The 24,834-nt window shown below is 35.8% G+C and carries 22 protein-coding genes and 1 riboswitch; of the genes, 15 read left to right on the forward strand and 7 right to left on the reverse strand.

The window, feature by feature from the left end; translation table 11 throughout:
• Positions 1-7: 7 nt before the first annotated feature.
• Together FW781_RS06895 and FW781_RS06900 are read right to left on the reverse strand one after the other, a co-directional pair.
• Positions 8-1,834: a TonB-dependent receptor plug domain-containing protein gene (locus tag FW781_RS06895; RefSeq protein WP_149386735.1), complete on the reverse strand. Its 1,827-nt coding sequence runs from the start codon at positions 1,832-1,834 to the stop codon at positions 8-10.
• A 31-nt stretch (positions 1,835-1,865) separates the two neighbouring features.
• Positions 1,866-2,043, reverse strand: a riboswitch (cobalamin riboswitch).
• A gap of 127 nt (positions 2,044-2,170) precedes the next feature.
• A complete protein-coding gene (locus FW781_RS06900) occupies positions 2,171-3,481 on the reverse strand; it encodes a T9SS type A sorting domain-containing protein (protein ID WP_149386736.1) in 1,311 nt (436 codons plus the stop codon).
• A 154-nt stretch (positions 3,482-3,635) separates the two neighbouring features.
• Here FW781_RS06900 and FW781_RS06905 point away from each other — a divergent pair, with 154 nt between their 5' ends.
• Both FW781_RS06905 and FW781_RS06910 read left to right on the forward strand, forming a co-directional pair.
• Complete coding sequence (locus FW781_RS06905; protein WP_149386737.1) at positions 3,636-5,264, forward strand: helix-turn-helix domain-containing protein; 1,629 nt, start codon at positions 3,636-3,638, stop codon at positions 5,262-5,264.
• Positions 5,261-6,394 (forward strand): hypothetical protein, encoded by a 1,134-nt coding sequence (locus tag FW781_RS06910; RefSeq protein ID WP_149386738.1) that lies wholly within the window; start codon positions 5,261-5,263, stop codon positions 6,392-6,394. Before FW781_RS06905 ends, FW781_RS06910 begins: the two co-directional genes overlap by 4 nt.
• Before the next feature lie 60 nt (positions 6,395-6,454).
• Here the strand turns inward: FW781_RS06910 and pafA are convergent, their stop codons facing one another.
• A complete protein-coding gene (gene pafA / locus FW781_RS06915; protein ID WP_149386739.1) occupies positions 6,455-8,101 on the reverse strand; it encodes an alkaline phosphatase PafA in 1,647 nt (548 codons plus the stop codon).
• 95 nt (positions 8,102-8,196) lie between these two features.
• Between pafA and FW781_RS06920 the strand changes: the two genes are divergently transcribed.
• The 7 genes from FW781_RS06920 (at position 8,197) to FW781_RS06950 (ending at position 12,382) form a co-directional block, all read left to right on the forward strand.
• Complete coding sequence (locus FW781_RS06920; protein ID WP_149386740.1) at positions 8,197-8,985, forward strand: DUF6896 domain-containing protein; 789 nt, start codon at positions 8,197-8,199, stop codon at positions 8,983-8,985.
• Positions 8,986-9,001: 16 nt separating this feature from the next.
• Entirely contained in the window at positions 9,002-9,787 is a 786-nt protein-coding gene (locus FW781_RS06925) for a hypothetical protein (protein ID WP_149386741.1), read from the forward strand.
• 19 nt (positions 9,788-9,806) lie between these two features.
• Positions 9,807-10,199 carry a VOC family protein gene (locus FW781_RS06930; protein WP_149386742.1) on the forward strand — a complete coding sequence of 131 codons (393 nt, stop codon included), beginning with the start codon at positions 9,807-9,809 and terminating at the stop codon, positions 10,197-10,199.
• 18 nt (positions 10,200-10,217) lie between these two features.
• Positions 10,218-10,754 carry a GNAT family N-acetyltransferase gene (locus tag FW781_RS06935; protein WP_149386743.1) on the forward strand — a complete coding sequence of 179 codons (537 nt, stop codon included), beginning with the start codon at positions 10,218-10,220 and terminating at the stop codon, positions 10,752-10,754.
• Positions 10,755-10,867: 113 nt separating this feature from the next.
• Positions 10,868-11,101: a hypothetical protein gene (locus FW781_RS06940; RefSeq protein WP_149386744.1), complete on the forward strand. Its 234-nt coding sequence runs from the start codon at positions 10,868-10,870 to the stop codon at positions 11,099-11,101.
• A gap of 132 nt (positions 11,102-11,233) precedes the next feature.
• Positions 11,234-11,806 (forward strand): Crp/Fnr family transcriptional regulator, encoded by a 573-nt coding sequence (locus tag FW781_RS06945; RefSeq protein ID WP_149386745.1) that lies wholly within the window; start codon positions 11,234-11,236, stop codon positions 11,804-11,806.
• Positions 11,807-11,830: 24 nt separating this feature from the next.
• A complete protein-coding gene (locus tag FW781_RS06950) occupies positions 11,831-12,382 on the forward strand; it encodes a putative glycolipid-binding domain-containing protein (RefSeq protein WP_149386746.1) in 552 nt (183 codons plus the stop codon).
• A gap of 153 nt (positions 12,383-12,535) precedes the next feature.
• Here FW781_RS06950 and FW781_RS06955 read toward each other — a convergent pair whose 3' ends face one another.
• A complete protein-coding gene (locus tag FW781_RS06955; protein WP_149386747.1) occupies positions 12,536-13,546 on the reverse strand; it encodes a zinc-dependent alcohol dehydrogenase family protein in 1,011 nt (336 codons plus the stop codon).
• Between the two features lie 124 nt (positions 13,547-13,670).
• Here FW781_RS06955 and FW781_RS06960 point away from each other — a divergent pair, with 124 nt between their 5' ends.
• The 4 genes from FW781_RS06960 (at position 13,671) to FW781_RS06975 (ending at position 18,121) form a co-directional block, all read left to right on the forward strand.
• A complete protein-coding gene (locus FW781_RS06960) occupies positions 13,671-14,054 on the forward strand; it encodes a winged helix-turn-helix transcriptional regulator (RefSeq protein ID WP_149386748.1) in 384 nt (127 codons plus the stop codon).
• Positions 14,055-14,132: 78 nt separating this feature from the next.
• Positions 14,133-15,050 carry an alpha/beta fold hydrolase gene (locus tag FW781_RS06965; RefSeq protein WP_149386749.1) on the forward strand — a complete coding sequence of 306 codons (918 nt, stop codon included), beginning with the start codon at positions 14,133-14,135 and terminating at the stop codon, positions 15,048-15,050.
• A gap of 384 nt (positions 15,051-15,434) precedes the next feature.
• A complete protein-coding gene (locus FW781_RS06970; protein WP_149386750.1) occupies positions 15,435-16,232 on the forward strand; it encodes a hypothetical protein in 798 nt (265 codons plus the stop codon).
• Positions 16,232-18,121: a S8/S53 family peptidase gene (locus FW781_RS06975; protein WP_149386751.1), complete on the forward strand. Its 1,890-nt coding sequence runs from the start codon at positions 16,232-16,234 to the stop codon at positions 18,119-18,121. Before FW781_RS06970 ends, FW781_RS06975 begins: the two co-directional genes overlap by 1 nt.
• Positions 18,122-18,240: 119 nt before the next feature.
• On the opposite strand, the gene FW781_RS06980 is transcribed toward FW781_RS06975, so the two are convergent.
• From FW781_RS06980 to FW781_RS06990, 3 genes are all read right to left on the reverse strand, one after another.
• Positions 18,241-19,167 carry a malate dehydrogenase gene (locus FW781_RS06980; RefSeq protein ID WP_045500033.1) on the reverse strand — a complete coding sequence of 309 codons (927 nt, stop codon included), beginning with the start codon at positions 19,165-19,167 and terminating at the stop codon, positions 18,241-18,243.
• Between the two features lie 117 nt (positions 19,168-19,284).
• Positions 19,285-19,836, reverse strand: a complete 552-nt coding sequence (locus FW781_RS06985) for a biliverdin-producing heme oxygenase (protein WP_149386752.1) — start codon at positions 19,834-19,836, stop codon at positions 19,285-19,287.
• 21 nt (positions 19,837-19,857) lie between these two features.
• On the reverse strand, positions 19,858-22,056 hold the full coding sequence (locus tag FW781_RS06990; protein WP_149386753.1) for an ATP-binding protein: 2,199 nt from the start codon (positions 22,054-22,056) through the stop codon (positions 19,858-19,860).
• A 381-nt stretch (positions 22,057-22,437) separates the two neighbouring features.
• Between FW781_RS06990 and FW781_RS06995 the strand changes: the two genes are divergently transcribed.
• Both FW781_RS06995 and FW781_RS07000 read left to right on the forward strand, forming a co-directional pair.
• On the forward strand, positions 22,438-23,487 hold the full coding sequence (locus tag FW781_RS06995; RefSeq protein WP_149386754.1) for a linear amide C-N hydrolase: 1,050 nt from the start codon (positions 22,438-22,440) through the stop codon (positions 23,485-23,487).
• Between the two features lie 174 nt (positions 23,488-23,661).
• On the forward strand, positions 23,662-24,828 hold the full coding sequence (locus FW781_RS07000) for a porin (RefSeq protein WP_149386755.1): 1,167 nt from the start codon (positions 23,662-23,664) through the stop codon (positions 24,826-24,828).
• The last annotated feature ends 6 nt before the right edge of the window (positions 24,829-24,834 follow it).

A 24,834-nucleotide genomic window follows, 5' to 3' on the forward strand; every position in this document is an offset into this window, starting at 1 on the left:
TAATTTTTTAAAAATTTATTGCGGCATACACGCTATAGTTTCTTTTCGGTAAAGGATAAAAAGAAACCGTTTTATAATAAGTATCCGTTAGATTATTCACTTTAAATCCTAAAGTATACTTGTTTGCCAGTGTTGCTGAAACTCCCATATTTAAAAGGAAATAAGGATCTATTGCTTCTGACCTTTTTTCATCACTTGTAGTATAAGTAACACCATTCAGCAGCCCCTGTGCGAAAAATTTAAAGAAACCATATTCATAATCTATATTGGCCATTCCTCTGTGCATGGGAACATAAGGTCTTTGCATTTTTGTTTCCTTATCAATAGATTTTGCGTAATAATATCCGGCATTAGCCCGGATTTTATGATTTCCCAATTGTTTGCTGAAAGACAACTGAGATTCCAGTCCGTAAGATTCAGATTTATTCACATTATAAGCCTGCCAGTAGCCCAAAGCAGTCGGAAGCCATACAATAAGATCTGTAACGTTCATATAATAAGGAGACAAAGTAAGTCTGAAATCTCCCACTTTGAATTCATTCACCATATCAAACTGGGTAGATGTTTCCGGTTTTAGATCTTTATTTCCTCCCGGCTCATAATAAATATCATTAAATGACGGATATCTGAAGTTTTTTGACACGTTAACGCTAACATCATACCATTTTGCAGCACTCCATTTTCCGGAGAATGAATACATCAACGGAGACTTCACATCTTCTACAAAATCTTTCTTGAATCCACCCTCAAAACGCAGGTCTTTAGTAGCAAAATACCTCAGCAACCCGGAAACAGAACCAATATTTCTACTGACACTGGATATTCCGCTCTGATATCCTTCCCCTTTATTGATCTGAAATTCTCCGATAAGATTAAAATTCCACTTAGAATTCAGGAAATAATTGAAATCATTTTTAAAGATATAATTTTTCCCTGTTCCGCCACTGGATTTTGGCAGATTTAGCGAACCAAAATATTGAAAGTTTTCTTCTGTATAGGCAGCTTTAAAAGAGTTGCTAAACTTTGTTTTGTTCCAGTCCCAGGAAAGAAGACTTCTTATACTTTGAGTTTTATACTTTGTTTTTGTTCCCGTTTCTTCATATACAGGATAATGCTGTGAAGAATCGAAAAACTGGCTTTGCCACGAAATTTTATGATCGTTGGTTATTTTATAGGATGCACCTGCATTGAATGTGGTATTATAGTAATTACCGTTTCTGTTGATGTAGTTCAGATCACTTACCTCATAATTGTTTTCACTTACAGAATAATTTCCGGAAGCTTTAAAACTGAACCTATCATTGCTGTAAGACCCTTTTACAAAATTATTATAGGTATTAAAGGAAGCTACTTCCGAAAATACGGAACCATGGAAACCTTTATTAAAATCAAGGGTATTATTCAGGTGAATACTTCCTCCGATAGCCCCACTTCCATACACTACACTTCCACCACCGGCTTTTATGCCGATCTGATCATAGCCAAACAAAGCAATATTATTGATGTCTCCCTGTCCTAAAAAACTGGAATTGATATTAATACCATTCCATACAAAGGCAGTCTGCTGAGCGGTAGTTCCCCGGAAAGACGGTGAAGAAACAGCTCCACGGCCATTTTCTTTGATAAAAACCTGTGACTGAAATCTCAGGAGCTCCGAAAGATTACTGGAGTTTTTCTCGGCCTCTTCTGCCGAAATTATTTTCACGGGATGAAAAAGTTTCACCCTATTCATCTGGTTGTCGAAAACAAAAATAGTGTCGATGGTTTTCTCTTGTCCAAAAAGAAAACAGCCATAAGATGAAAAAAGCAGTACTAAAGATCTTTTTATATCCATACTTTTTTACTTTTCCTCCGAAAGCAATCTGTTTTTTATTATCATATTGGCAGGTCTCCTGACTTTCGCATTCCGCTCCTTCCCGTTTTTATACAGTGGCTGTTTGCAGAAACTTTTGTTGCGATTTACAGTTGCGGGGACAGTCCGGGAGTTACACCCGATTCCCTTTTCATTCCAAAATACTGGAAACCAAAATTTTTGCAAAGATAGTTTTTTATATGTATTTGCCAAAAAACCGGTTTATACATCAAAAATCCCAGGCTTTTGAAAATAAAAAAACAGCCGCTTTCAAAATTGAAAACGGCCATCATCCCACTACTTTACTATTTATATATGTTATTTTTTAATGAATTTATAAGCTTGCTTTTCTCCTTTCACAGAGTATTGCAGAATATAATCTCCTTTCGATAAAGATGAAACATCAATCTGACCGTCTACAACACCGAATGATTTTACCTTTTGGCCAACCATATTATAGATTTCTGCCTTTTCTATTTTTCCTGTTCCTTTAAAATTGAGCACATCAGTTACAGGATTAGGATAAATGCCAACACTGTTGTTCTCTTTCACGGTATCACTTACTGATAAAAATTCAGAAGTATCCAGATAAAAAGCAACTATTTGACCTGAAGCATTTGTCCCTGATCCGGCAATTTTCTTTCCGTCTTGTGAAATCGCCAGAGGAAGCCCCATCGTTACTCCATTGGTTGCAATTCCTAAGGACACTGCATAATCATTCAGGTTAATTCTTCCTCCAGATGCAGTCCAGATAAAGCCTTCTCCCGACATTGGAGGCGCTCCAAATGCTCTGTAATATCCTATAACTTTTGTTCCGTCAGCCGAAATTCCTGTAGCTCCTCCTTTAAAATTGAACGAAGCATTAGGATGCGTTATATAGGTCAGCCCGCTTGTAGCATTCCAGACATAAGGATTAGGAGTTGCAGATCCTATAATGGTATTTCCATCTGCAGAAATTCCGCCTGCTTCTCCTACATTATTCCCGTTATTATCTGTAATAAAACTTTCTACTCCATCCTGCCATTTTGCACCGCTTCTTGTTCCGGTTGGCTCATCCTGCCACCCTACAATCACTGTTCCTGAAGCATTGATTGCATTTGCTCTGGAGCTGCGTCCGGGAACTATACTTCCCAGATCAACCATTCCGTTTACTTCATCCCATTTCACAGCGTGTGCATTCGCAGCAGTAAGGAATCCTAACCCTACAATTGTATTTCCGTTAGGTGACATTCCCCATGTAGAACTTACACTGCCGTCCCAACCGGTAGGAACCAGCCCGCCCCTGTTTACCCATGTGGAAGCAGCAACATCATAAGTAGATATTTCATTAAATCCCGTTGCAGCATTTGTAACAGAAGATGATATTTTGGTTCCGTCGTTTGAAACAACTGTTCTGCCTGCTGCCGGATATCCGTTTGATATTGAACCTATCTGTACAAGTCCTCCTGCTGCATTCCATTTATATACTCCTCCTGCACTTGTATGCATACTTACCACTCCATTATCTGAAACTGCACCTACATTATAATTTCCCAAACCTATTACCGTAAGCTGTGCTTCTGTAAAACTAAATTTCAGAAAAAGACAAACCGTCAATATTTTCGTTGACATTCTGTAAAAATTTTTCATATTTTATTATATTTAGCGTTCCGAATTAGTGAAAACAATATTAATACTATATTTACCCTATCCAAAGAAACAGGCTTTCATAATTCGTGAATTTTAAAAGAATTTATTTTACAAAAAATTAATAATCAGACAGATATAAAACATTATTTTGAATATGGATTTTACCCGAATTATTCAAAAAAACACAAAAAACAAATTATCAAGACAAAAATTATTTCAAAATAGCAGAAAAATATCACTGTTTGTTTTCATTTGCTGTTCTTTTATTACCAGTGGACAGTCAGGTCCGGACTTTAATATTCTGGCAGATAAGGCATTTCTGAAATTGTATCAGAATTCTGACGAATGCATCAGTTATACTCAGGGAATCCTCGTAAGCGATCAGAATACAGAGCATAAAATTGTACTGCAAAACATTATTTCACAAGCTTATGCCATGAAAGGCGATTACGTTCAATCTGTGAATATTTTTGCGCAGAAAGAAGAGGCCGATCCCAAAAATGAGCTCTCGTATTTTATGCAGATTTTCAGTGATTATAATCTTGCTGACCAGTATCAAAACCTTGGCCTGTACAATCAGTCAAAAAGAATTATTACCCATCTTTTATCTGATCAAAAGCTTCTTAAAAGTAATGATGCCGCATTACGAATGACCACAGCAAAGCTGTACCAACTGCAGGCTCTGAACTCAGGAATCAATAAAGATTATCCTACAGCATTCAAAAACCTTGATAAAAGTAATCTGTACCTCAGCGATCATAATGAAGAAAACAGAATATTAAAAATAGAAAACAAAATTTTCCGTTCTTCCTATCTCCTGAAACAAAATAGACTTGTTGAATATAAAACGCTTATAGAAAGTATTATTTCTAATCTTGAACACCAGACAGATCAGCCCTTTCTTTTAGGCTTAGCATATGAGAATCTGTCCCAATATTATTTTCTGAAACAGGATTACAGAACATCTGTTGAGAAACTGGAAGCTGGACTTTCTTTAATTGAAAACCTGCCTTATAATAATTTAAAAATTAAAATTTACGAATCACTATCCCGCAACTATTATGCGCTTCATGATGATGTAAAATATCATCAGTACAATAAACTCTATAATGATTTAAAAGCAAAAACAGATGTAAGCTCGAAAGAAGGAATACGATATATCATAAAATTTGTAGAAACCAACCAGAATAAAAATATTGAATTTCAAAAACTGATGTTTCTTCAATCCTTTTTACCTCTGGCTCTCATTCTATTCCTGATTATCATTGGTCTGTCAACCTATTTTTTAATTATTAAAAGCAAAAATAAAGATTTAAAAAAGCAATTTGATTTCTTTGAAAAACAGAGCAAAGAGAAACCTCAACCTGTCTTATTAAATAAAGCTTCTGTAACAGCGAAAGATGCCGGTTCCATTAAAATATCCAGAGAAAAAGAAGATGAAATCCTTCAGAAACTTGAAGAGTTTGAAAAATCCACCCGATATCTGAATAAAAATATGTCCTTATCTATGCTATCCTCTCAAATGGAAATTAACACAAAATACCTTTCTGAAGTAATCAATAACAAAGAGAAAAATTTCAACGGATACATAAACAAGCTAAGGATCAATCATATTGTACAGCTATTAAGGAATGATTCTACCTTTCTTAATTATAAAGTAAGCTACCTTGCAGAATATTCAGGGTTCTCATCGCACAGTGCCTTTACAACCGTTTTCAAATCTGTTACCGGAATGTCTCCCAATGCCTATATTCAGGAAATCAGTAAAACCAAAGCCATATGAAACTATTTTTAAAAATATGGCCACTTCTTCTGTTGTCATTTTGTATTTTCATGAAAGCCCAAAAGACACCGGACAGCGTCTTAATAAAAAAGGCCATGCTTGAGATTTATGATAATCCTGATAATGCAATTAAAATGGGAAAACAGTTATTAAAAAGATCTCATGATGTCAAAACATCTCTCAGCCTTTATAAAGTTCTTTCCACAGCTAATATTGCCAAAAGAAACTTTGAGGAATCCTTAAAATATATTATGAAGGCAAAGGAACTTTCCAAGAAAACCAATGATCCCAGAAGTCATGCAGAAGTTCTTATCTCGGTTGCAATACAATATCAGCAGATGGAACTTTTCAGCAAGAGCCTTGAAACCCTGAACGAAGCAGATCAATATATCGCTAAAATCCCGAACAAAAATCCCTTGAAATATGTTGAAACCGCTACTAGCTATGCCATAAAAGGAATGATTTACAAGGGCCAGTCTAATTCAGAAATTGCATTGGAAAAGTTTTTAATTTCAATCCTGAATTTTGAAAAAGTACCTGTAAAGAAAACTACCAATTCTAATATGAGTGTAGTATTCTACAATATCGGGTACTGCTATCTTAATCTCAATCAAATTGATAAAGCACAGGAAGCTTTTGTGCAATCTTTAAACTATGCACGGAAGAATTTCTCTAAAAGTCTGGAAGCTTTTGCTTTAAAAGGAATTGCTGAAATACACAAGAAAAAACATGAAAATCAACTTGCTATAACTCTTTTGTTAAAAGCAGAAAATCTTTGCAGAAATACAAGAGATCTTATCCTGAATGAAGGAATCTACAAAGAATTGGCAGAAAATCATCTTGCCATGGGCCAGCAGAATCTTTATCAGCAGTATAATAAAAAATACCTGGAAATGCGCTTTAAAAGAAAACAAAATGAGCTAAAATCTATTAATCAGGTAATTGACAACCATAATGAAGAAACCGCTTTAAAAAGTAAAAAGCTGAAATCTTATTATCGTTACATTAAAATTGGCACTTTACTGTTGGGAGGTATTTTTATAGTTATCCTTTTATATGCTATTATAAAAATCAGAAAACAGAATAAAAATTTTCATAAAGAGATACAGCAAATGATAAGAGCATCATAAGCTATGAAAACAAAAAAAGCATTCCAAATTGGAATGCTTTTATAATGTATAATGTTCAGCTTATTTACCGATAACTTCTGTAATTGGATTTCCTACATTTCCACTTGGGAACTGAATTTTCAGTAAAGAAGATACTGTAGGAGCAATATCAGTCATGTGATATTCTTTATTGCTTTCTCCCTGTTTCACTCCCCATCCCATGAAGATCAATGGAATATGTGAATCGTAAGAGTTCCATACACTGTGTGTAGTTCCTGTTTTAGAATATGGAGGAAGCATAGAATCGTGAGAAATCAACTGAATATCTCCACTTCTCTGTCTGTTGATTCCGTTGATAATTCTTTGTTTGATAGGCTCCGGAATGCTAGCCTCCTGAACTTTATCTACAGAAACTGCATATAAAACAGTAGGATCTTTCTCAATTTCTTTTACGGCAAAATTTCTTACATCATCCAATTCAAGTTTGCTGTCTGCCAATACTTTTCTGTCGAAATAAATCTGATAGTTATCAATCGCGTTGATCAGTTTATCTGCTCCGAATTTATCTTTTAGCTTTTGGTTCAGATTTTTTTCAGCATCTTCTCCGAAGAAACCTGTCGGAATTTTATGCTCTTTAAGGAAGCCTACAGAATGCGCTCCACCATGGTCTGCAGAAAGGAAAACGGTGTACTCTCCTTTTCCTACTTTTGAATCTAAATAATTGAAAAACTCAGCTAAATCCTGGTCTAATCTGATATAAACATCTTCTACTTCTATAGAGTTCGGTCCGAATTTATGTCCCGCATAATCTGTAGAAGCAAGATTGATGGCTAAAAAGTCTGTAATATTATCTCCACCCAGTTTTTCACCTTCTACAGAAGCTTCTGCCAGCTTCAATGTCAATGTATTTCCGAAAGGAGTATAACGGATATTATCTTTTTTAGTCTGATAATCCTTTGCTAAGTTGCTGTAAGGGAATGTAGGTGTTTTTGCACTTCCCAGCAGGCCTTCCCATGAAGAGTTGTCCGGTGCACTTTCTGTATACTGGTTGATCGGAAGTAAGGTATTCCAACCGTTTGCCACTAATTTTTCAGGAAGGTTCTGAGAATTGAATGATTTTACCCATTGAGGAAGGTCATTCATGTACCATGTGCTGGTAATGAAATTTCCTGTGCTGTCATCAAACCAGAAAGCTCCGTTTGGCGTGTGTCCTGCAGGAAGAATAGAAGCACGGTCTTTTAAAGAAACTCCGACCACTTTCCCCTGAAAATTGGTTGCCAATCTCAATTCATCAGTTACCGTAGTAGACCAAAGATTTTTGGGCGAGTGGCTTCCTGTTTTTGTATTGGTTGTTCCTACCGGCTGAACGCTCTCATCCGCAGTACAGTAAACCCCTTTCCCTGTTTCTTTATCCGTCCAGTCATTTCCCGCAATCCCGTGAATTGCCGGCACAGATCCTGTATAAATACAAGTGTGTCCCAAAGCTGTAATGGTGGGTACATAAGGAATATGTACATTATTTAAAGAATATCCTGTATTCAAAAGTCTTTTGAAACCGTCATTTCCATACTTACCATAAAAACGGTATAAATAATCCCAACGCATCTGGTCTACAACCAGACCAACGACTAATTTGGGTCTTTCCAGTTGAGTATTTCTGTTCTTCTGCGCATTGATTGTAACTACGGACAATAAAGTAGCTGCCGCAATTGAAATGTTCCTAAGCATCCAAGTAAATTTTTATTGCCTACAAATTTAAGGGTTTTGAAAGTTTTGGAGTGTGAAATTTTATTTAATTTTGAACTAATTATCTATTTAATGCTTTGGAAAGGACTACTCATTTAATAACTGCAAAATCAATACAAGAACTTCCTTGCATTGATTACCTCAGAAATATTCCCCGTCAAAAAAGAATTAAAATAATTTTTGGTCATTCCATCGGCCACCTGAGAGAGGATTATGGTGAAGAATTAAAGAAAAACCTTCCTCATTTTCAAATTGGTATTCATTCAATGGAACCTAAAATTGAAATAAATAAACTTATTACAAAAGAAGAGATAATTGCCAACCAATTATTTTTTGTACAATGTGCAAAAGACTATAGAAAACTTGGAGAAGAACTGGTTAATTTATTTTTTGAGAAGAAGAAAATAAAACTAAACAAAAATTTTCCGTTTCTGGCTTTTAATTATTTAAAAGGTAGAAGAACTCAGGGGGGTAAAGTAGGAAAATGGAAATATTTCCTTCATGGTTATCATTGTTATTTTCAAAATATAATCACAAAACAGGAAATTGAAGTTCCATTTATGTTTGGGATGGAGTTCGGAGACCTTGATCCATATTTTTTTTCTCTTTATATTAAATCTACACCTAAATACCAACCTCTTCCTGTTACTATTTATGAAGATTTTGCGGATGGAAAAAGAATATTAGATGTGATGCTTCAGTTGGGATTATTGGAACAAATTAATTCAAATCTTGAAACTCATTCTGGACTTGTAATCAAAGAAAGAGATAAAATCGAAATTAAAATATATAATCCAGATGAAGATTATGAAAAAATTAAATTCAAATCCAAATTATCGAGGTTTATTCAGTTTTTTAATTTCTAAATTAATTTAAGAACCAATGATTTTAGGCGTATACTGGTGCTTCAAATTTCCGGATCATTTATATGACTTTACGTTTTTCAAATTTTATCCGGGATATGGTGGACATGCCGATAATCCTGCTGAGCTGGCAGCAAGAGTTCAGGTTGAAAATATAACTGATTTTCTTATAAAGTTGGAAAAACTGAAAACAAACTTCAGACAAACACATGTACAGGTGAACATCAATGGCAATCAACTGATCATCAATATTGGAGATTATTTACTTTTTGATTATCATTTTCAGCTGGCAACAGAGATTGAAGAATTATTGATTCGTGAAAATGCTCTGTTATTAGACTCCAGTATTCCCTTTATCATTCAATTTAATAAAAGCTATCCTCCGGAAAGAGATGAGTTCAAAAGTATAGAGCATCGGTTCATTCAGATGGTCGGTTCAGATTTTAAGAAAAATAATGCCGAGAATTATATGGTCAGAATTGACTGTAACCTTCCTTTACAGCATAAACAAAATCTTATTCATGACTTAGTGCAGATTTGCCAGGAAGAAAATCTCAATGTTTTCTACTATCATGATTCCGATTTTAATGAACATTGTAACCTGATGTTATTTTTCAGTAATGGCAGACAGAAAAAAGAGAATATTCAACAGGTTGACATCAATTCTTTTGGAAGTAAGGTGCGGCTACTTACCCAGAAATATTCTCTCCATTTTGGTCATTTCGGAAGTTTCAAAGAATATCCTTTACAGGGACCTCATGTAAGCTTGATGTTGGATAAAGAATATATTGTTAACAAAAAATAAACCATTTAAATTTAATGCTATGATCAAATTCAAATATGTCATTCTTTACGTGGAAGATGTAGAGCAATCCATGAATTTTTATAAAAATACTTTTGATTCTGAAATAAAATTCATCACTCCTGAAAAAGATTACGGAGAATTATTAACCGGGGAAACCAGCCTTTCATTTGCGTCTATTCATCTTGCAGGTTCTAATATAAAAAAAGGATTTTTAACTTCAAAAACGGAAGATAAACCTTTCGGAATAGAGCTGGGATTTACAACAGATAATGTAGAATCCTTAGTGGAAAAAGCCATAAAAAATGGAGCTGTTCTTTATGAAGATATTGCAGTAAAGCCATGGGGACAAAAAACAGCTTATATCAAAGATCCTGATAATTATCTGATAGAAATCTGTACGGAAATTCAATAAGTTTTTAAAATATATAATGTGGAAATTAGAAAATTACAGAAATTAGAATCCAACCCAAGCTTACACTGGGGTCATAACGGCTATACAACGGAAATTATATATTCTGTCTCTTCGATTGAATTTGGGGGCTCGTTTGAGTTTAACTTAAAAGAAAAATCCTTTCCTTATAACAAAATATGGGAGACAACTTCAGAAGATCTGGGGGAACTCAACGCCCTTATCGAACAAGGAAATTCTTTTGGTGCCTTTGCAGATGAACAGCTTGCAGGCTGGATCATCTGTGAACACAGAACATGGAACAACAGCTTTTATATTGAAAACATCCTGATCGATGAAAAACACAGACGACAGGGAATTGGTATTATGCTGATTAAAAGCGCCATCAAACAAGCAAGGAAACTAAACTGCAGAGTGATTGAACTGGAAACACAAAACACCAATTATCCAGCTATACAGTTTTACAGAAGAATGGGATTCAATATTACCGGACTGAACACAAGACTGTATGAAAATGCAGAAGAAATTGCCCTTTTTATGACCTTAGACCTTGATTAAATCTATGATAATATAAATACTATTTTAAAATTTTCGCCTTTACCCATTAAAACACTTGCTGGTGTCTTAAAAAATTTATACATTAGTTATCAACAAATTAAAACATGATTACTATGAAAAATTTAAAAAAACTAAAGAGAAATCAGCTTGTGTTAATAAGCGGTGGCGACACTCCTTATGCACTATGTGATATGGATGGTAACTGCCCTCCTACAATAGGTTCATACTATTGCAGCGATGGTACCTGTTACAGAGTTTCCGGTGGTGGTGGCAGCAATCCTGGATGTAATGAACCGATGCGTCTTTGCCAGGAATGGGAAACCGGATGCGGCTGCGTTTATATGTAAAATATTCTTGTTAGATAAAATCTTGTGGAGGGCGGTTTTTACCGCTCTTTTTATGACCTGTTGCTAAGGTAAAAATACTTATAATCTCCAACAATTTCATTAATTTCGCAAGAAACAGAATTTCTCAATATCATGGAAAATCTTCTGAAATATATCAGATCTCTCACTCCATTTTCTGACAAAAGCTGGGAAATACTTCAACATGCCTTATCAGAGAGGAATTACAGGAAAAATGAGATGATGTTACGGGAAGGTGAAATCTGCAACGCTTTGTTTTATATTGATAAAGGGTTTTGTAAGAGTTATTACGAAATTGAAGGAATCATCAAAAACACCGGATTTTTCTTTGAAAATGAAATCGCTACCGATATCAGCAGTTTTGGAAGTGGTCAAAAGTCTGAATTTAATATCATCGCTTGTGAAGATCTGCATGTTGTTATTTTTGATAAAACAAAACTATTCGAGGCAGCCAGAAATGCACCCGAAATTGAAACTTTAGGACGCCATTGCATTCGCCAGTTTGCTTCCAGACAAGAAGAATTTTCAAATCTGTTCAAACTTTATAATGCAAAACAAAGACTGGAATATATTGAATCCCAACATCCCTCAATGCTTCAACGTGTCTCACTCACTCAGCTGGCTTCATTTCTTGGAGTAGCAAGAGAAACATTGAGTAGAATCCGGAAACGAAGAATTACCCGTTAATCCATTACATCCAAAACTATATATATGAAAACACTAGTCTGGCGGGGAATTCTTTACCCATCTCTTGAATATTTTAATTTGCAGTCTGATGATAAAAGCTATACCGTAGAATCAAAAATCATTGGCTGCTATGAAGATAAAATCTTTGCTGTAAACTACAGTATTCTCATTGATGAAAACTGGATTGTTCAGAGTTTTTTGATCGAATCCGAGATCAATACTATTAAAAGTACATTTGCAGGAAAAAGAATCCAGGATCAATGGGAGATCAACAATACCATAAGTCCTGAATTCAATGGTTGTGAGTTTATAGACATTTCCCTCACTCCATTTACCAATACTTTACCGATCAACAATTTAAAACTGCAGGAAAGTATTTCTCAAAAAATTGATGTTCTTTATATTGATGTATTAAATCAGCAAATCAGACCTGTTCAGCAACAATACACCCGAACAGCTATTAATAAATACCTTTATGAAAATATTGAAAACGATTTTAAAGCAGAAATTTCAGTAGATGAAACAGGCTTAGTTATCAGCTATCCTGAATTGTTTGAAAAGATTGCAGAACTTTGAAAACGTCTTGTGGCAATCAACTATATGACAATGCACGATAATATGTATTGACATCATTTTTTTGGATTAACAAGTTCATGGTCCTAAATAAAAAAATCACTTCAAAAGCAGTGATTTTTTGTTGGTACCAACAAGTCTCTTTTAAAATAAAAACTAATATTTTATCACAATTTTTCCCGTTGCACCCTTTTCCAAATGAGAAAAAGCAGATTTTACATCTTCAAATGAATATACATGATCGATGACCGGATGTATCTGATGCTTCATCAAAGCTTCATTCATATGGGTAAACATTTCTTTAGATCCTACTTCTATTCCCTGCAGTCTGATTTGTCTGGACATAATTTTTACCGTATCCAGTTCAGCACTTAATCCACCTATCAAACCAATAACGGAAATGGTTCCATCGAGGGCAATGACATTTATGGATCTGTTAATATGACTGCCTCCTACCACTTCCACAATATGGTCTACCCCTCTTCCAGTAGTAATATCCATTATATTTTTTTCCCAGTCGGGGATCTGGCGGTAATTGATAAGGTGATTGATTCCCATTTTCTTACCCAAAGCCAATTTTTCATCGCTGCTTGATAATAAAATTACTTCAGCACCTGCCATTAGCGCAAATTGAGCAGAAAACAGAGAAACTCCACCTGTACCCTGGATGAGAACCTTACTCCCCGGTTTAATATCTCCTTTTTCAATCACAGCATGCCAGGCTGTAAGTCCTGCACAAGGCAATGCTGCAGCCTCTTCATCACTTAAAAAATCAGGAACTTTAATGACTTCATTGTGGTCAAATACAGCATACTCCTGCAGCAGACCGTCTGTTTTGGCACCACCAAGAGAACCGTCTATCTTTTCATCAGTCAGCTTTCCATCTATCCATTTAGGCAAAAATAATCCGGCAACGCGGTCATTTACAGCCAAAGCAGTCACATCACTTCCTCTTTCTACAATGATGCCCACTCCATCAGAAACCGGCACCCTTCCTACCGGAGGTTTCCATGAAGAATAACCTGTTACCACCATCAGATCTCTGTAGTTAAGAGAATTGGCTTTCATTTTCACTAATACTTCATTTGGTAAAAGCTTTGGATAGGATTTCTCTACCTGCTCAAGAGAAGAGATACTGTACTCTTTACTTACCTGATATGCTTTCATTTTCCTTATTTTAAAATTGTTAAACTATTGACTAAAAACCGTAATTTTATGAAACAAATGTATGCTGAAAAAATCACAGAGATTAACCTGCAGCCGATTGTGAGCTACTAATAAATAAGTGAGTATGAGTAAAAAGAAGCTGAATTCTACCAATACAATAAATGAACATTATCTGGACGACAGATGTACCCTGAATAAAGTACTAAAGATTATTGGTAAACGATGGGTAGCAGAAGTTTTATTATTGATTACCCATGACGTTTCCCGATTTTCACAATTGAAGGAAACACTGACAGGAATTTCAGACAATGTATTATCTTCTGTGCTCAATGAATTGGTAAAATCAAACCTGATTACTAAGAAAATATTCAATGAAGTTCCTTTAAAAGTTGAATACCATATTACACCCAGCGGATCAGAATTGACAAAAGTGATGCACCAGCTCTGCAGTTGGGGAAAACAAAATATTCCCTATGAAATAAGGATCCTTCCTGGATCAATGAAATAGCCTTAAGAAATGACACGGTAAAAGGAAGATAATTTTTAATTTTAGTAATAAACAGCCCTTTACAATTGTTATAATGATATGAAAACAATTGCTCTCCTACTCCTTTTTTTCACTTCACTGACTGCCGTTTCAGCTCAGAATCATCACTCTGAAGGTTTTTATGAAACTTCAGATCATGTCAAGATCAAATATAAAGTCTCCGGAAAAGGAGAAGCCTGTATTTATGTTCCAGGAGGTCCTGGACAAGGATATTCTTCCTTTGAACTGATGGGTGGAAATAACCTGGAAAAAAATATGCAGATGGTTTATATGGATCAGCGGGGTTCCGGGGAATCCGGCACTTCGGAAAACTATCATCTCGATAAAATGGTTCAGGATATTGAAGAACTGAGGCAGCATCTCCAATTGAAAAAAATCTTTCTGCTGGCTCACTCTTTTGGGGGAATCATTGCCGTCAGTTATGCAAAAAAATATCCTCAGCATACGAAAGGACTCATTCTGGCGAATGTTACCTTACATTTCCTGAATGATGAATCAGTTAAAGAACAGATTGAATATGGGAACAGTCTTTTACAGACAAAAACCAGGGCTGTTCCTAAAGACAGTCTTTCATCAGAACTTTCAAAAATCAGCAGTGCTTTAAGGAAAAAAAGAATCGGATATAAATTCCTGACCGAAGATATTGAAACCATCAAAGAGTCAGATAAAATTGATTCTCTCCATCCCCGAATTATCGACTTCGGAATGGCGGTCATCTCAAAACCCAAAGATTTCCCGGAATATTATGCCGATTACGCTCCTGTTACAAAAGATATTCATGTTCCTGTACTCATTATCACTGGAAAGAAGGATAAAGCAGTGGGAACTCAGCACTATAAAACCTTTCAATTTCCCAATCAAAAAGTAGTTACTATTGATGGCGGGCATCTTTTGTATTATGAAAAAAATAAAGAATTTGTGAATGCTGTCAGCAATTTTGTGAAAGCAACGAAATGATATTGTATTGGCAATTTTATAATTAAAAGTTTCGGCGCGGCCTTTGGCCGCGCCGAAATGTTTTCAAGTCATCTAAGTAGCATAATCATTTTACAAATGCGCCCCACTAACTCTGGCGCCAGCGGAAAGGAGAACAATAATAAGCTTGTGAGCAAAATAAAATAGAAATCACCAAAAAATTACATCCTGAGATTTTTATATAAGTTAAATAAGACAGCTGTATTCCAATAAGTACAACGTAAATATATAAATCATAACCTTTTAAAAGATTAATAAATTGATTTAGTTTATTGTAAGTACAGTAACATAATTCACAAATAAAAAAATAATCACATCCCGTTGATATATTTAGTATATTTATCACGAAACAAAAACTAATTAAACATGAAAAAAACAATCACTCTGGCAGCTATTGTCATAGCGGCATTTTCCAACGCACAAACATGGAACCTGACAGGAAATACCGGAACAGACCCCGCCGTCAATTTTTTAGGTACCTCAGACGCAAAAGATCTGGTAATAAAGACAGGCAATAAAGAAAGAATACAGATCAATTCTGTGGGAAACATCGGAATAGGAACAGCCCCTGATCCGAAACGGACCCTTAATCTTTTAGGAAATGCTACATTTGTAGCAACTGACCCTACATTAGATGGGTATCATTTTTTCAGTGCCGGTCAAAATAATATTAAAGACAGTGACTTAATGTGGTTAAGTTATAATAATCATCAGACTAATGATGTTGGTATTTTAACCTTATCGGCACCACCCACTCCGGGGAATTGGTCACAACCCGTTTTTTCTGTGAGAGCTAATGGCAAAGTTTTAATTGGGGTGAACTGGAACAATCTTGCACAAACAGGATGTGCAGACTGCAACAATTATAAACTATTTGTCCGCCAAGGGATAAAAACAGAAAAAGTAAAAGTTGAAGTTGCAGCTGAAAACGGTTGGGCAGATTATGTTTTTGAGGACAATTATAAACTTATGGACCTGAAAACACTGGAAAATTATATTAAAGAAAATAAACACCTTCCAGAAGTTCCAACAACAGCAGAAGCTATCAAAGAAGGCATTGAACTGAAAGAAATGAATATTCTTTTACTAAAAAAAATAGAAGAACTTACCCTTCACGTTATTGATCTTAACAAGAAAATAGAAACCTTACAAAATTCAAAATAATGAAAACAAAAAGTTACTTTTTGGGATTTTTATTTTTGAATACATTTTGTTTTTCACAACAAACCAGGTTTTTATATTATGTAGAATTTAAAGATCCTTCCAATAAGCCCCAAGCGGCAATTGGAGAAAACAGACAATTAAAAACTTTATCTTTTAACAACCAAAAATTAGAAGTCGTACAATATGAAGAAGCTTTTTCTGATTTTTCTTCTCAAAAGTTAAAGAATACATCATTAATAGAATTTAAAACCGAAAGAGATTATAATGACTTTATAGCCACTCATCAAACAGGCATTGTAAAATCTGAAAAAATAGATATCCGTAATGAAAATATTTCATTACTTAAACCTGACATAGAAAATAAAATTTTCCCACAGTTTAAAAAGACACCACCTTTGGTGTATGCGTATACTCCAAATGACTATTATTTAGTACCGGATCCTATCGGGCATACCCATCTGGATCTGATCAATGCCCGGGAAGCATGGGATTATTCCAAAGGTGATGGAGTTATAGTGGGAGTTTCAGATGACGGCTTTAGATTAACACACAGAGAATTTCAAAACAAAATCTCAACACTCCCCGGACAAATTGTTGGTAATAATTTACATGGTACTGCTGTTACAGGTCTGGCTGGTTCCAATACGGATAATAATTTTGGAGGTTCTTCTATAGGCTTCAATAATAAATTATTAGTAACCGACCGTATGGGATATGGTAGCTGGAATTGGTTGAAACAAATGTCTCAAAACGGAGCCAGAATTATCAATATGAGCTGGCTGTCATCATGCAGCTTCTTACAATCAGAGCAGGATGCAATAAATGAAATATACAGTAACGGAACAGTTCTCGTAGCAGCAGCAGGAAATGCAAGCTGTGGAAGTACATATGCCCAGGTATTTCCTGCGTCGTACAAAAATGTCATCGCTGTGAGTGGCGTAGGTCACCTTAATGATCTCAATTCAGCCACCACAACCAATGTGAAGGATGTTCATTATACTAACTATGCAATTCAGCTAAATCGTCTTCAAAATAATGAAGATGTTGATATTGTAGCCCCTGCTTATGATATGCTCGGACTACCTTATCCCGATTGTGATGATTGTTTAGGAATGGCATGGATTGGAACTTCCCTTGCAGCTCCACTAGTTTCAGGGACTCTGTCTTTATTATTCTCATCCAACAACTGCTTATCTCCCGTAGAGGCTGAAACAATCTTAAAACTGACTTCTGCGAATATTGATCATCTTCCTCCTAATCAGATTTTTGCTGGTCTATTAGGAGCAGGCAGACTAGATGCTGGAAAGGCCAATAAGATGGCATGGCAAATGAATTCCCAAAATGGCGGCGAAATTATCATTGAGGACAAAAAATTTAATCGCTGGGATTTTGAACTTCTCAACGCTCCTGAATTTATCAGGATCAGAAATGAAAGTTTCACACAGAATGCTAATGTCAATTTTAAGGCAAAAAAAGGAATTACTTTAGATACAGATACTTTTTTAGAGCCAGGACCAGGAAAAAGTCATTTTCTATATGTTGAAAATACGAATATATGCTCTGCATTCGCCCCTTCTGTATCCAAGTCCGACAATGATAAAGTTTCAAAGAAAAATAATGAAATTTCAAAAACATCTCCATCTGCAAATAATGATATAAGTGTTTATCCGATACCTGCCAAGGATGTCTTATTCATTAAAACAGATAAAGAATTTAAGAAAGGTATTATTAAAATTTTAGACCTGAATCAAAGACAGATTCTTCAGACGAATGTTACTTCTTCGAATAATACGATTTCCATAGATGTTTCATCTTTAGTGAAAGGAATGTATTTTATTGATATTACATTGGATAGCGCTCATTATAATAAAAAAATTGTAAAAGAGTAAAAGCATGTAAGTGTAACAATTTTATTACAAAAAATGTATCGGCGCGGCCTTTGGCCGCGCCGATACACAAAAAAACGGCATCCTAAGGATGCCGTTTTTACTTATATAAATTCAGTAAATTAGAATTTCAAATCTCCATTCACCTCTCTTACCGCATTAGCAGCTTCAGCGAATTTCAATTGCTCTTCAGCAGTCAATGTTACGTTTACAATTGACTCTACTCCGTTTGCTCCGATGATAGCAGGAACTCCTAAGCAGATATCATTTTGACCGTACTCACCTTCAAGCATTAAAGAACAAGGGATCATTTTCTTTTGGTCACATGCAATCGCCTGAACCATTACAGAAACTGCCGCACCTGGAGCATACCAAGCTGAAGTTCCCAATAATTTTGTAAGAGTAGCTCCTCCTACTTTAGTTTCTTCAATTACATATTTTTGTTGATCTTCACTTAAGAATTCAGTTACAGGAACCCCATTTCTTGTAGCTTTGCTCAATAATGGAAGCATACCTGTATCACTGTGAGCAGCGATTACCATTCCGTCAACATCAGAAATTGGAGCTTCTAACGCTTCAGCCAATCTGTATTTGAATCTTGCAGAGTCTAATGCACCACCCATTCCGATGATTTTGTGCTTAGGAAGACCTGAAGTTTTGTGTACAAGGTAAGCCATAGTATCCATTGGGTTAGAAACCACGATGATGATTACTTCCGGAGAATGTTTTACTAAGTTTTCAGTAACTTCTTTCACGATACCAGCGTTGATACCGATCAATTCTTCTCTTGTCATTCCAGGTTTTCTTGGGATCCCTGAAGTGATTACTGCTACATGAGAACCTGCAGTTTTGCTGTAATCTCCTGTTGTACCCGTAATTTTTGTATCAAATCCGTTAAGAGATGCCGTCTGCATCAAATCCATTGCTTTCCCTTCAGCAAACCCTTCTTTAATGTCTACCAAAACTACTTCTGAACAGAAGTTCTTCATTGCGATGTATTCTGCACAGCTTGCTCCTACAGCGCCTGCACCTACTACAGTTACTTTCATATTGTTACTTTTTAAAATTATTTTTTGTTAGTTATGTTTAAATTTGAAACTCCCCAAATTTAACAATTCCTGAAAAAATGCGCAATTTTTCAGGAATTTAATTAGAATTAAAATAAATTAGTTGACGTTCAGTAAAAACGTGTACAGTTTTTTCGCGCCAGAAAGCACTTCTTTGTAGTTTTCTTCTGCTACTTCCGTATCCAGAACTTCCTTGAAATTTTTCCACATAGGCCCTGTATTTTCCTGATAACACCCGAAAAAGTTGAAAGTAACCTCATCAAAACCTTCCGTTTTAGAAAGCTGCTTGGCAATTACGTTCCCACCAAGGGTAGAACCTTCAATCACATACATCGCTCCAAGCGCTTCATGCTCGTTATTGAACTCCAGATTATGAGATACTTCCTGATTTTCCAGAGAAAGGCTTTTCAGGTCTTTTTCAATAAGAGAAAGCTTCTTTCTTGCATCAAGCTGAAGTTTCTCTGCATACTTATCAGAAAGACTGCTGAATATTTTGTCTTCACTGTGAAGAAGCATCAGGTAATTGGTATGAATGATTTTTTTATAATCCTCTAAGGTGAAAGTTTTATTAAAAATCTTTTCAGAATTAAAAAGTTTCTCTGCTGCATCGTGATAGTCTGCCGTATTCTGTTTAAGATATTCTGATACCATAAATAACGTTTTAAAAGTTTCTCAAATATAAGGCTTTTTGAACGTTAAAATAAAGGAAGTTCCCTCACTGCTGCTTTCATAATCCACATTTCCTCCTATCCTTTTCATGATACGGTGCACAATAGACAGGCCTACTCCGTTTCCTTTAAATTTCTTGGCATTATCCATCCTATTGAAGATTTTAAACATCTTATGCTTCTCCTTTTCAGGAATACCAATTCCATTGTCGGAAACTCTGTAAATAATAGTCTGGCCATCTTCTGTTCCTTCAATTTCCACTTTCGGAAGATCTTTGTGAGAAGAATATTTCACAGCATTATTGATAATATTCAGGAACACCTGATGAAGCATTGTTTTATCAGCCAGTACATCCGGACATTCCTTAATGATAATTTCACTATTCGGACTGCCGTAGGTCATCTTGGCGTTTTCAGAGATTTTTTCAATGGTATGAGCTGTTTTCAGGCTTTCCAGTTGTATTTCACTATGCTTGGCACGGCTGAGCTGGAGTACATCATGCATCATTTCCGCCATATTATCTATTTCCTCGATAATCGTATTGATCTTGGTTTTGCTTTTTATAGAATCATCAGCAAGATTCCCCAAAAGCATTTGTGCATTCAGTTTCATTACCGTAAGAGGAGTTCCCAGGTCATGCGAAATGGTATAAGAAAAACTGTCAAGTTCATCATTTACCTTTTTCAGCTCATCATTAAGCCTTTTGATCGCATTATAATTTTTGTGGGAAGTTTCTAAAATCAAATCTCTTACAGCCTGTACGGCACTTATATTTCTTGAATTCCATCTTTTAGAATTCCCTTTGATATTTTCTGTAAAAATGCGGAAAGAAGTTCTTGGTGATATCATTTGCTTTTCCTCTCCGTTCTGAGAAAAGACACCTATATTTTTCTCCGGATTCCCAGCCCAATTGATGTGTTCATCAAACTCTTTCCGGAACCAGATCAGCATTTCATTTTTATCTCTTTCAATAAAGTAAATAACAATTCCTGCTGCATTTTCGGACAGATCCAGCTCCTCACCATATTCTTTAAGGAAGTTCCGGCTCACATAGATCCTTTCACTGGTATTCTCCAATGCCCATTGTACAATTCTATTGATGCTTTCCAGGTTGGGAGTTTTGCCGTCTGTAATGATACTCTCATCCGAAACAATGGCAAGTCCGTCTGCCTCAGGCAGGTTTCTGATCTCTTTCTTACACTCAATAAGAGAGTCGAACAGGTTATTATGTTTTAAAAATTCCGTTTTAAGCAGAGATACTTTCTCATTCAGTTCCAAACGGTAGTTCAGTTCGCTCTTGGATTTAAAAGATGAATAAGCATTAGCAGCCAAAGCAGTAAAAATTCCTGCCTGTACCCTGTCTTCAAGGTCAATATGCTTAGGTTCTACATTCTGACAGGTTACCAATCCCCAAAGATGATCATCAATAATAATTGAAACACTGAAACTTGAAGCGGCTCCTGAATTTTTAAGATACTGCCCGTGAACAGGCGACATTGCTCTGGAAGCAGAAAAGGTAAGGTCAATCTTTTCCTGACTTTTGCTTAAAATAGGAACTGTATCCGCATATACATTGCTGAAGATTCTTTTTCTTTTTTTCAGATAAAGATCGCGTGCCTGTTTGGGAATGTCGGATTCCGGATAATGAAGCCCCAGAAAACTTTCCATATTCTCATTTTTCTTTTCGGCGATTACTTTTCCCGAACCATCCATCATGAATTTGTAGACCATCATCCGGTCATAATTCACGACCTTCGACAGGGTTTCCAGAAGATGATTCCAGAGTTCCTTTTGATTATCGATGATATAAAAGTTATCGTACTTATTTGAGATCCGTTTATTGGGGTTAATCAGAACTTCTTCAAACTCCATAAAGATATAAAGTTCACTTCTGAAAACAGAAAAATGATACTCCGTATCACCAATAAAAATCTTATCAAAATAAGTTTCGTTCTTCCTTCTGGTAAACTTATCCAGCGAAGTATAGATTTCTGAATCAATGATGCTTTGAAAACTTTTCGGAAAGTCCGTAAGCTGTCTTCCGAATAGCTCCTCTGAACTCCCGATTTTAAATATATCCGCAATATTCCTGCTAAAAAAAGTAATGGTACGGGACTCCGCATCAATGCCAATCAAATAACCAAAACTTTGTATAGAACCCGGAATATGGATAGGTTCTTCATGGCATTCTATAAAATTCATATATCTCTTCAGTCTATCAATCAAATATACCATTTTTTGGAACAGCTTCCTATTTTGTGGTACCTAGATTTTAAACTTCAGTCTATCAAACATTCATGGGAAAAATCAGTTAAAGAAAATGGAGAAAAACATATTGAAACATTCTTCATTTTTACCCACTTTTAATGTCATATATCTAAAATATACGAAAAAACATCCAATAATCCAATTATCATGCTTTAACTATGATTCATAACATGAATTACACATTATTAACCTTAATAATTATTTTATTTAAACAAATTTATCTAAATTTATATCACCAAATAATGAATATGACTAAAATTAATTGAATTATTCACAATAAATTCAATATAAAATTTAAATTCAAATAATACTATTATGAAAAAGTTCCCATTAATTTTATTTTCTCTGGTCCTCTCTATAGGATTATGGAATCCATCGGAAGCATGTACAAGAGTGGTTTATAAGGGTCCTCAGAATACCGTTATTACAGCCCGTTCTATGGACTGGCGTGACGAAATCCCTGCGAACCTGTGGGTTTTCCCAAAAGGAATAGACCGCACGGGGCAAGTAGGCTCCAAATCTGTAAAATGGAATTCCAAATACGGAAGCCTTATCAGCTCCTCCTGGGATATTGCATCAGCAGACGGAATGAACGAAAAAGGACTGGTTGCCAACCTGCTTTGGTTAGGAGAATCCCAGTACCCGAAGTTCGATGGAAAAGGAAGTAAAAAGGGACTTGCCATATCATTATGGGCACAATATTATCTTGATAATTTCACCACAGTAAAAGAAGCGGTAGAATTTTCACGAAAAGAGCCGTTTGTTATCGTAAGTGATTATATTCCGGGAACAGAAAGATTTACAACCATCCATCTTTCCATGTCCGATGCTTCAGGAGACAATGCCGTGTTTGAATATATCGATGGAAAACTGGTGATCCATCATGATCCTTCCTATACTGTAATGACCAATTCTCCCGTTTTTGAAGAACAGCTGGCTCTTAACAATTACTGGAAAGGAATTCCGGGAACCGTTATGCTTCCGGGAACAAACCGAGCTGCAGACCGCTTTGTAAGAGCTTCTTACTATGTGAATGCAATTCCGCAGACAGCCGATACCCGTACGGCAATAGCCAGTGTTTTCAGTGTCATCAGAAACTGTTCCGTGCCTTATGGAATCACTTCAGCAGCGGAACCTAATATTTCGTCAACAAGATGGCGCTCTGTCTCAGATCAGAAAAATCTGGTATATTATTTTGAAACCGTTTTCACACCGAATACTTTCTGGGTTGATCTTAAAGATTTCGACCTGAGCCCGAAGGGAAAAGTGATGAAACTGGACTTGAGTAATAATAATACTTACAACGGTAAATCCAATGCCAATTTTAAGGAATCTGCACCGTTCACATTCTTAGGATTAAAATAAATATTTTACCACAACCCGTTTACAATTATGTAAAACAATCTGCTCCACAGATGAAAAGACCTAAATATGCCACATTCTGACTGAATGTATAATTACTCTCATTCAGAAAGTTATTTGACGGGTAGTTTAGCAGTTGTGATAAAATAAAATTTACAATAAAAAACAAAAATAGATATGGCCTTTTTTTCGATTAAAAAGAAAAGCCTGATCCTCTGCATGCTGGCCTGTGGGCTATCAGCTTATGCACAAAATCAGGATTCTCTGAAGACCACCCCTCCTTCACAGGAAGAAGATAATGTAAAATATCCGCAACTGCAGATCAAAGGCCTTTTTCAGGCACGTTATCTGGTAGGAATGTCCAAGGATGTTGATGTTAATGGACTTCACCATACGGATGGTTCCGGAACCGACAATAATTTCATGCTCAAATACATGAGAGTTCAGGTACGGGCACAGATCAGTAAACGTACAGAAGTTGTTGTATTGGCCAACCTTGCCGATTTTAAGAATGATCCTAAAAGCAGAGTTCTTGAAAATGCTTATCTGAAGTACACCTTCAACCCCAAATTAGCCATTACGGTAGGACAGTTCAGACCCTGGTTCGGTATTGAAGAAACTTACCCTATTGATATTATTAAATCTTTAGACTGGTCTAATCAGTATACAGAATTCGGGAAACTGGGCTGGACGAGTTTCCAGATCGGAATGTCTGCTACAGGACAGCTTCAATTAGGAGAAATTCCTTTCCAATATGCTGTTTCCGTAGTCAACGGAAATGGGAAAAACCAGATCAACGATAACGACAATGGAAAGCAGTATTCTACCCGCCTTGTTTTCGGATTATCAAAAAAATACAATTTCAATGTAGGTCTGAACGGAGGTATCGGAGAAGTGTTCAGCAAAAAAGTATATGCCTTGGGAGTCGATCTGAGTTCTTTGATTCAGTTTGATCCAAAATGGAGCCTTGATATGCAGCTGGAAGCCAAACAAGCTACCAACCACGTTCTGTACAACTCCATTGCCCCTGAATTACGCCCTGATAATCCTGACCAGTATCTGATCCGGGGAGCTTATTTTCTTCCGAATTTAAGATATGAGATCAACCATAAAAACCTCAGTGCTTTTGAATTATCATGCCGGTACGAATACCTTGATACCAATTTCAGAATGGCTTCCAACCCAAGACAAACGATCACTCCTATGTTCGGATTGGAATTTCTGAAAAACTACGGAGCAAGAATTCAGCTGGGGGTTCAGTTTGACCGTTACAAATATCAGGTGGAAAACACATCACAATACAATAACAATCTATTCATTGTCCAAGTACAAAGTAGATTCTAAACGATT

The organism is Chryseobacterium panacisoli (genome assembly GCF_008274625.1).
GTDB classification, from domain to species: domain Bacteria; phylum Bacteroidota; class Bacteroidia; order Flavobacteriales; family Weeksellaceae; genus Chryseobacterium; species Chryseobacterium panacisoli.

Excerpts from the sequence above, each read along its gene's own strand:
- FW781_RS06955 (WP_149386747.1), bottom strand. The coding sequence starts at position 13,546 with ATGAAAGCATATCAGGTAAGTAAAGAGTACAGTATCTCTTCTCTTGAG.
- FW781_RS06945 (WP_149386745.1), top strand. The coding sequence starts at position 11,234 with ATGGAAAATCTTCTGAAATATATCAGATCTCTCACTCCATTTTCTGAC.
- FW781_RS06905 (WP_149386737.1), top strand. The coding sequence starts at position 3,636 with ATGGATTTTACCCGAATTATTCAAAAAAACACAAAAAACAAATTATCA.
- FW781_RS06895 (WP_149386735.1), bottom strand. The coding sequence starts at position 1,834 with ATGGATATAAAAAGATCTTTAGTACTGCTTTTTTCATCTTATGGCTGT.
- FW781_RS06940 (WP_149386744.1), top strand. The coding sequence starts at position 10,868 with ATGAAAAATTTAAAAAAACTAAAGAGAAATCAGCTTGTGTTAATAAGC.
- FW781_RS06950 (WP_149386746.1), top strand. The coding sequence starts at position 11,831 with ATGAAAACACTAGTCTGGCGGGGAATTCTTTACCCATCTCTTGAATAT.
- FW781_RS06970 (WP_149386750.1), top strand. The coding sequence starts at position 15,435 with ATGAAAAAAACAATCACTCTGGCAGCTATTGTCATAGCGGCATTTTCC.
- FW781_RS06965 (WP_149386749.1), top strand. The coding sequence starts at position 14,133 with ATGAAAACAATTGCTCTCCTACTCCTTTTTTTCACTTCACTGACTGCC.
- FW781_RS06995 (WP_149386754.1), top strand. The coding sequence starts at position 22,438 with ATGAAAAAGTTCCCATTAATTTTATTTTCTCTGGTCCTCTCTATAGGA.
- FW781_RS06930 (WP_149386742.1), top strand. The coding sequence starts at position 9,807 with ATGATCAAATTCAAATATGTCATTCTTTACGTGGAAGATGTAGAGCAA.
- FW781_RS06925 (WP_149386741.1), top strand. The coding sequence starts at position 9,002 with ATGATTTTAGGCGTATACTGGTGCTTCAAATTTCCGGATCATTTATAT.
- FW781_RS06985 (WP_149386752.1), bottom strand. The coding sequence starts at position 19,836 with ATGGTATCAGAATATCTTAAACAGAATACGGCAGACTATCACGATGCA.
- FW781_RS07000 (WP_149386755.1), top strand. The coding sequence starts at position 23,662 with ATGGCCTTTTTTTCGATTAAAAAGAAAAGCCTGATCCTCTGCATGCTG.
- FW781_RS06900 (WP_149386736.1), bottom strand. The coding sequence starts at position 3,481 with ATGAAAAATTTTTACAGAATGTCAACGAAAATATTGACGGTTTGTCTT.
- FW781_RS06910 (WP_149386738.1), top strand. The coding sequence starts at position 5,261 with ATGAAACTATTTTTAAAAATATGGCCACTTCTTCTGTTGTCATTTTGT.
- pafA (WP_149386739.1), bottom strand. The coding sequence starts at position 8,101 with ATGCTTAGGAACATTTCAATTGCGGCAGCTACTTTATTGTCCGTAGTT.
- FW781_RS06960 (WP_149386748.1), top strand. The coding sequence starts at position 13,671 with ATGAGTAAAAAGAAGCTGAATTCTACCAATACAATAAATGAACATTAT.
- FW781_RS06980 (WP_045500033.1), bottom strand. The coding sequence starts at position 19,167 with ATGAAAGTAACTGTAGTAGGTGCAGGCGCTGTAGGAGCAAGCTGTGCA.
- FW781_RS06975 (WP_149386751.1), top strand. The coding sequence starts at position 16,232 with ATGAAAACAAAAAGTTACTTTTTGGGATTTTTATTTTTGAATACATTT.
- FW781_RS06990 (WP_149386753.1), bottom strand. The coding sequence starts at position 22,056 with ATGAATTTTATAGAATGCCATGAAGAACCTATCCATATTCCGGGTTCT.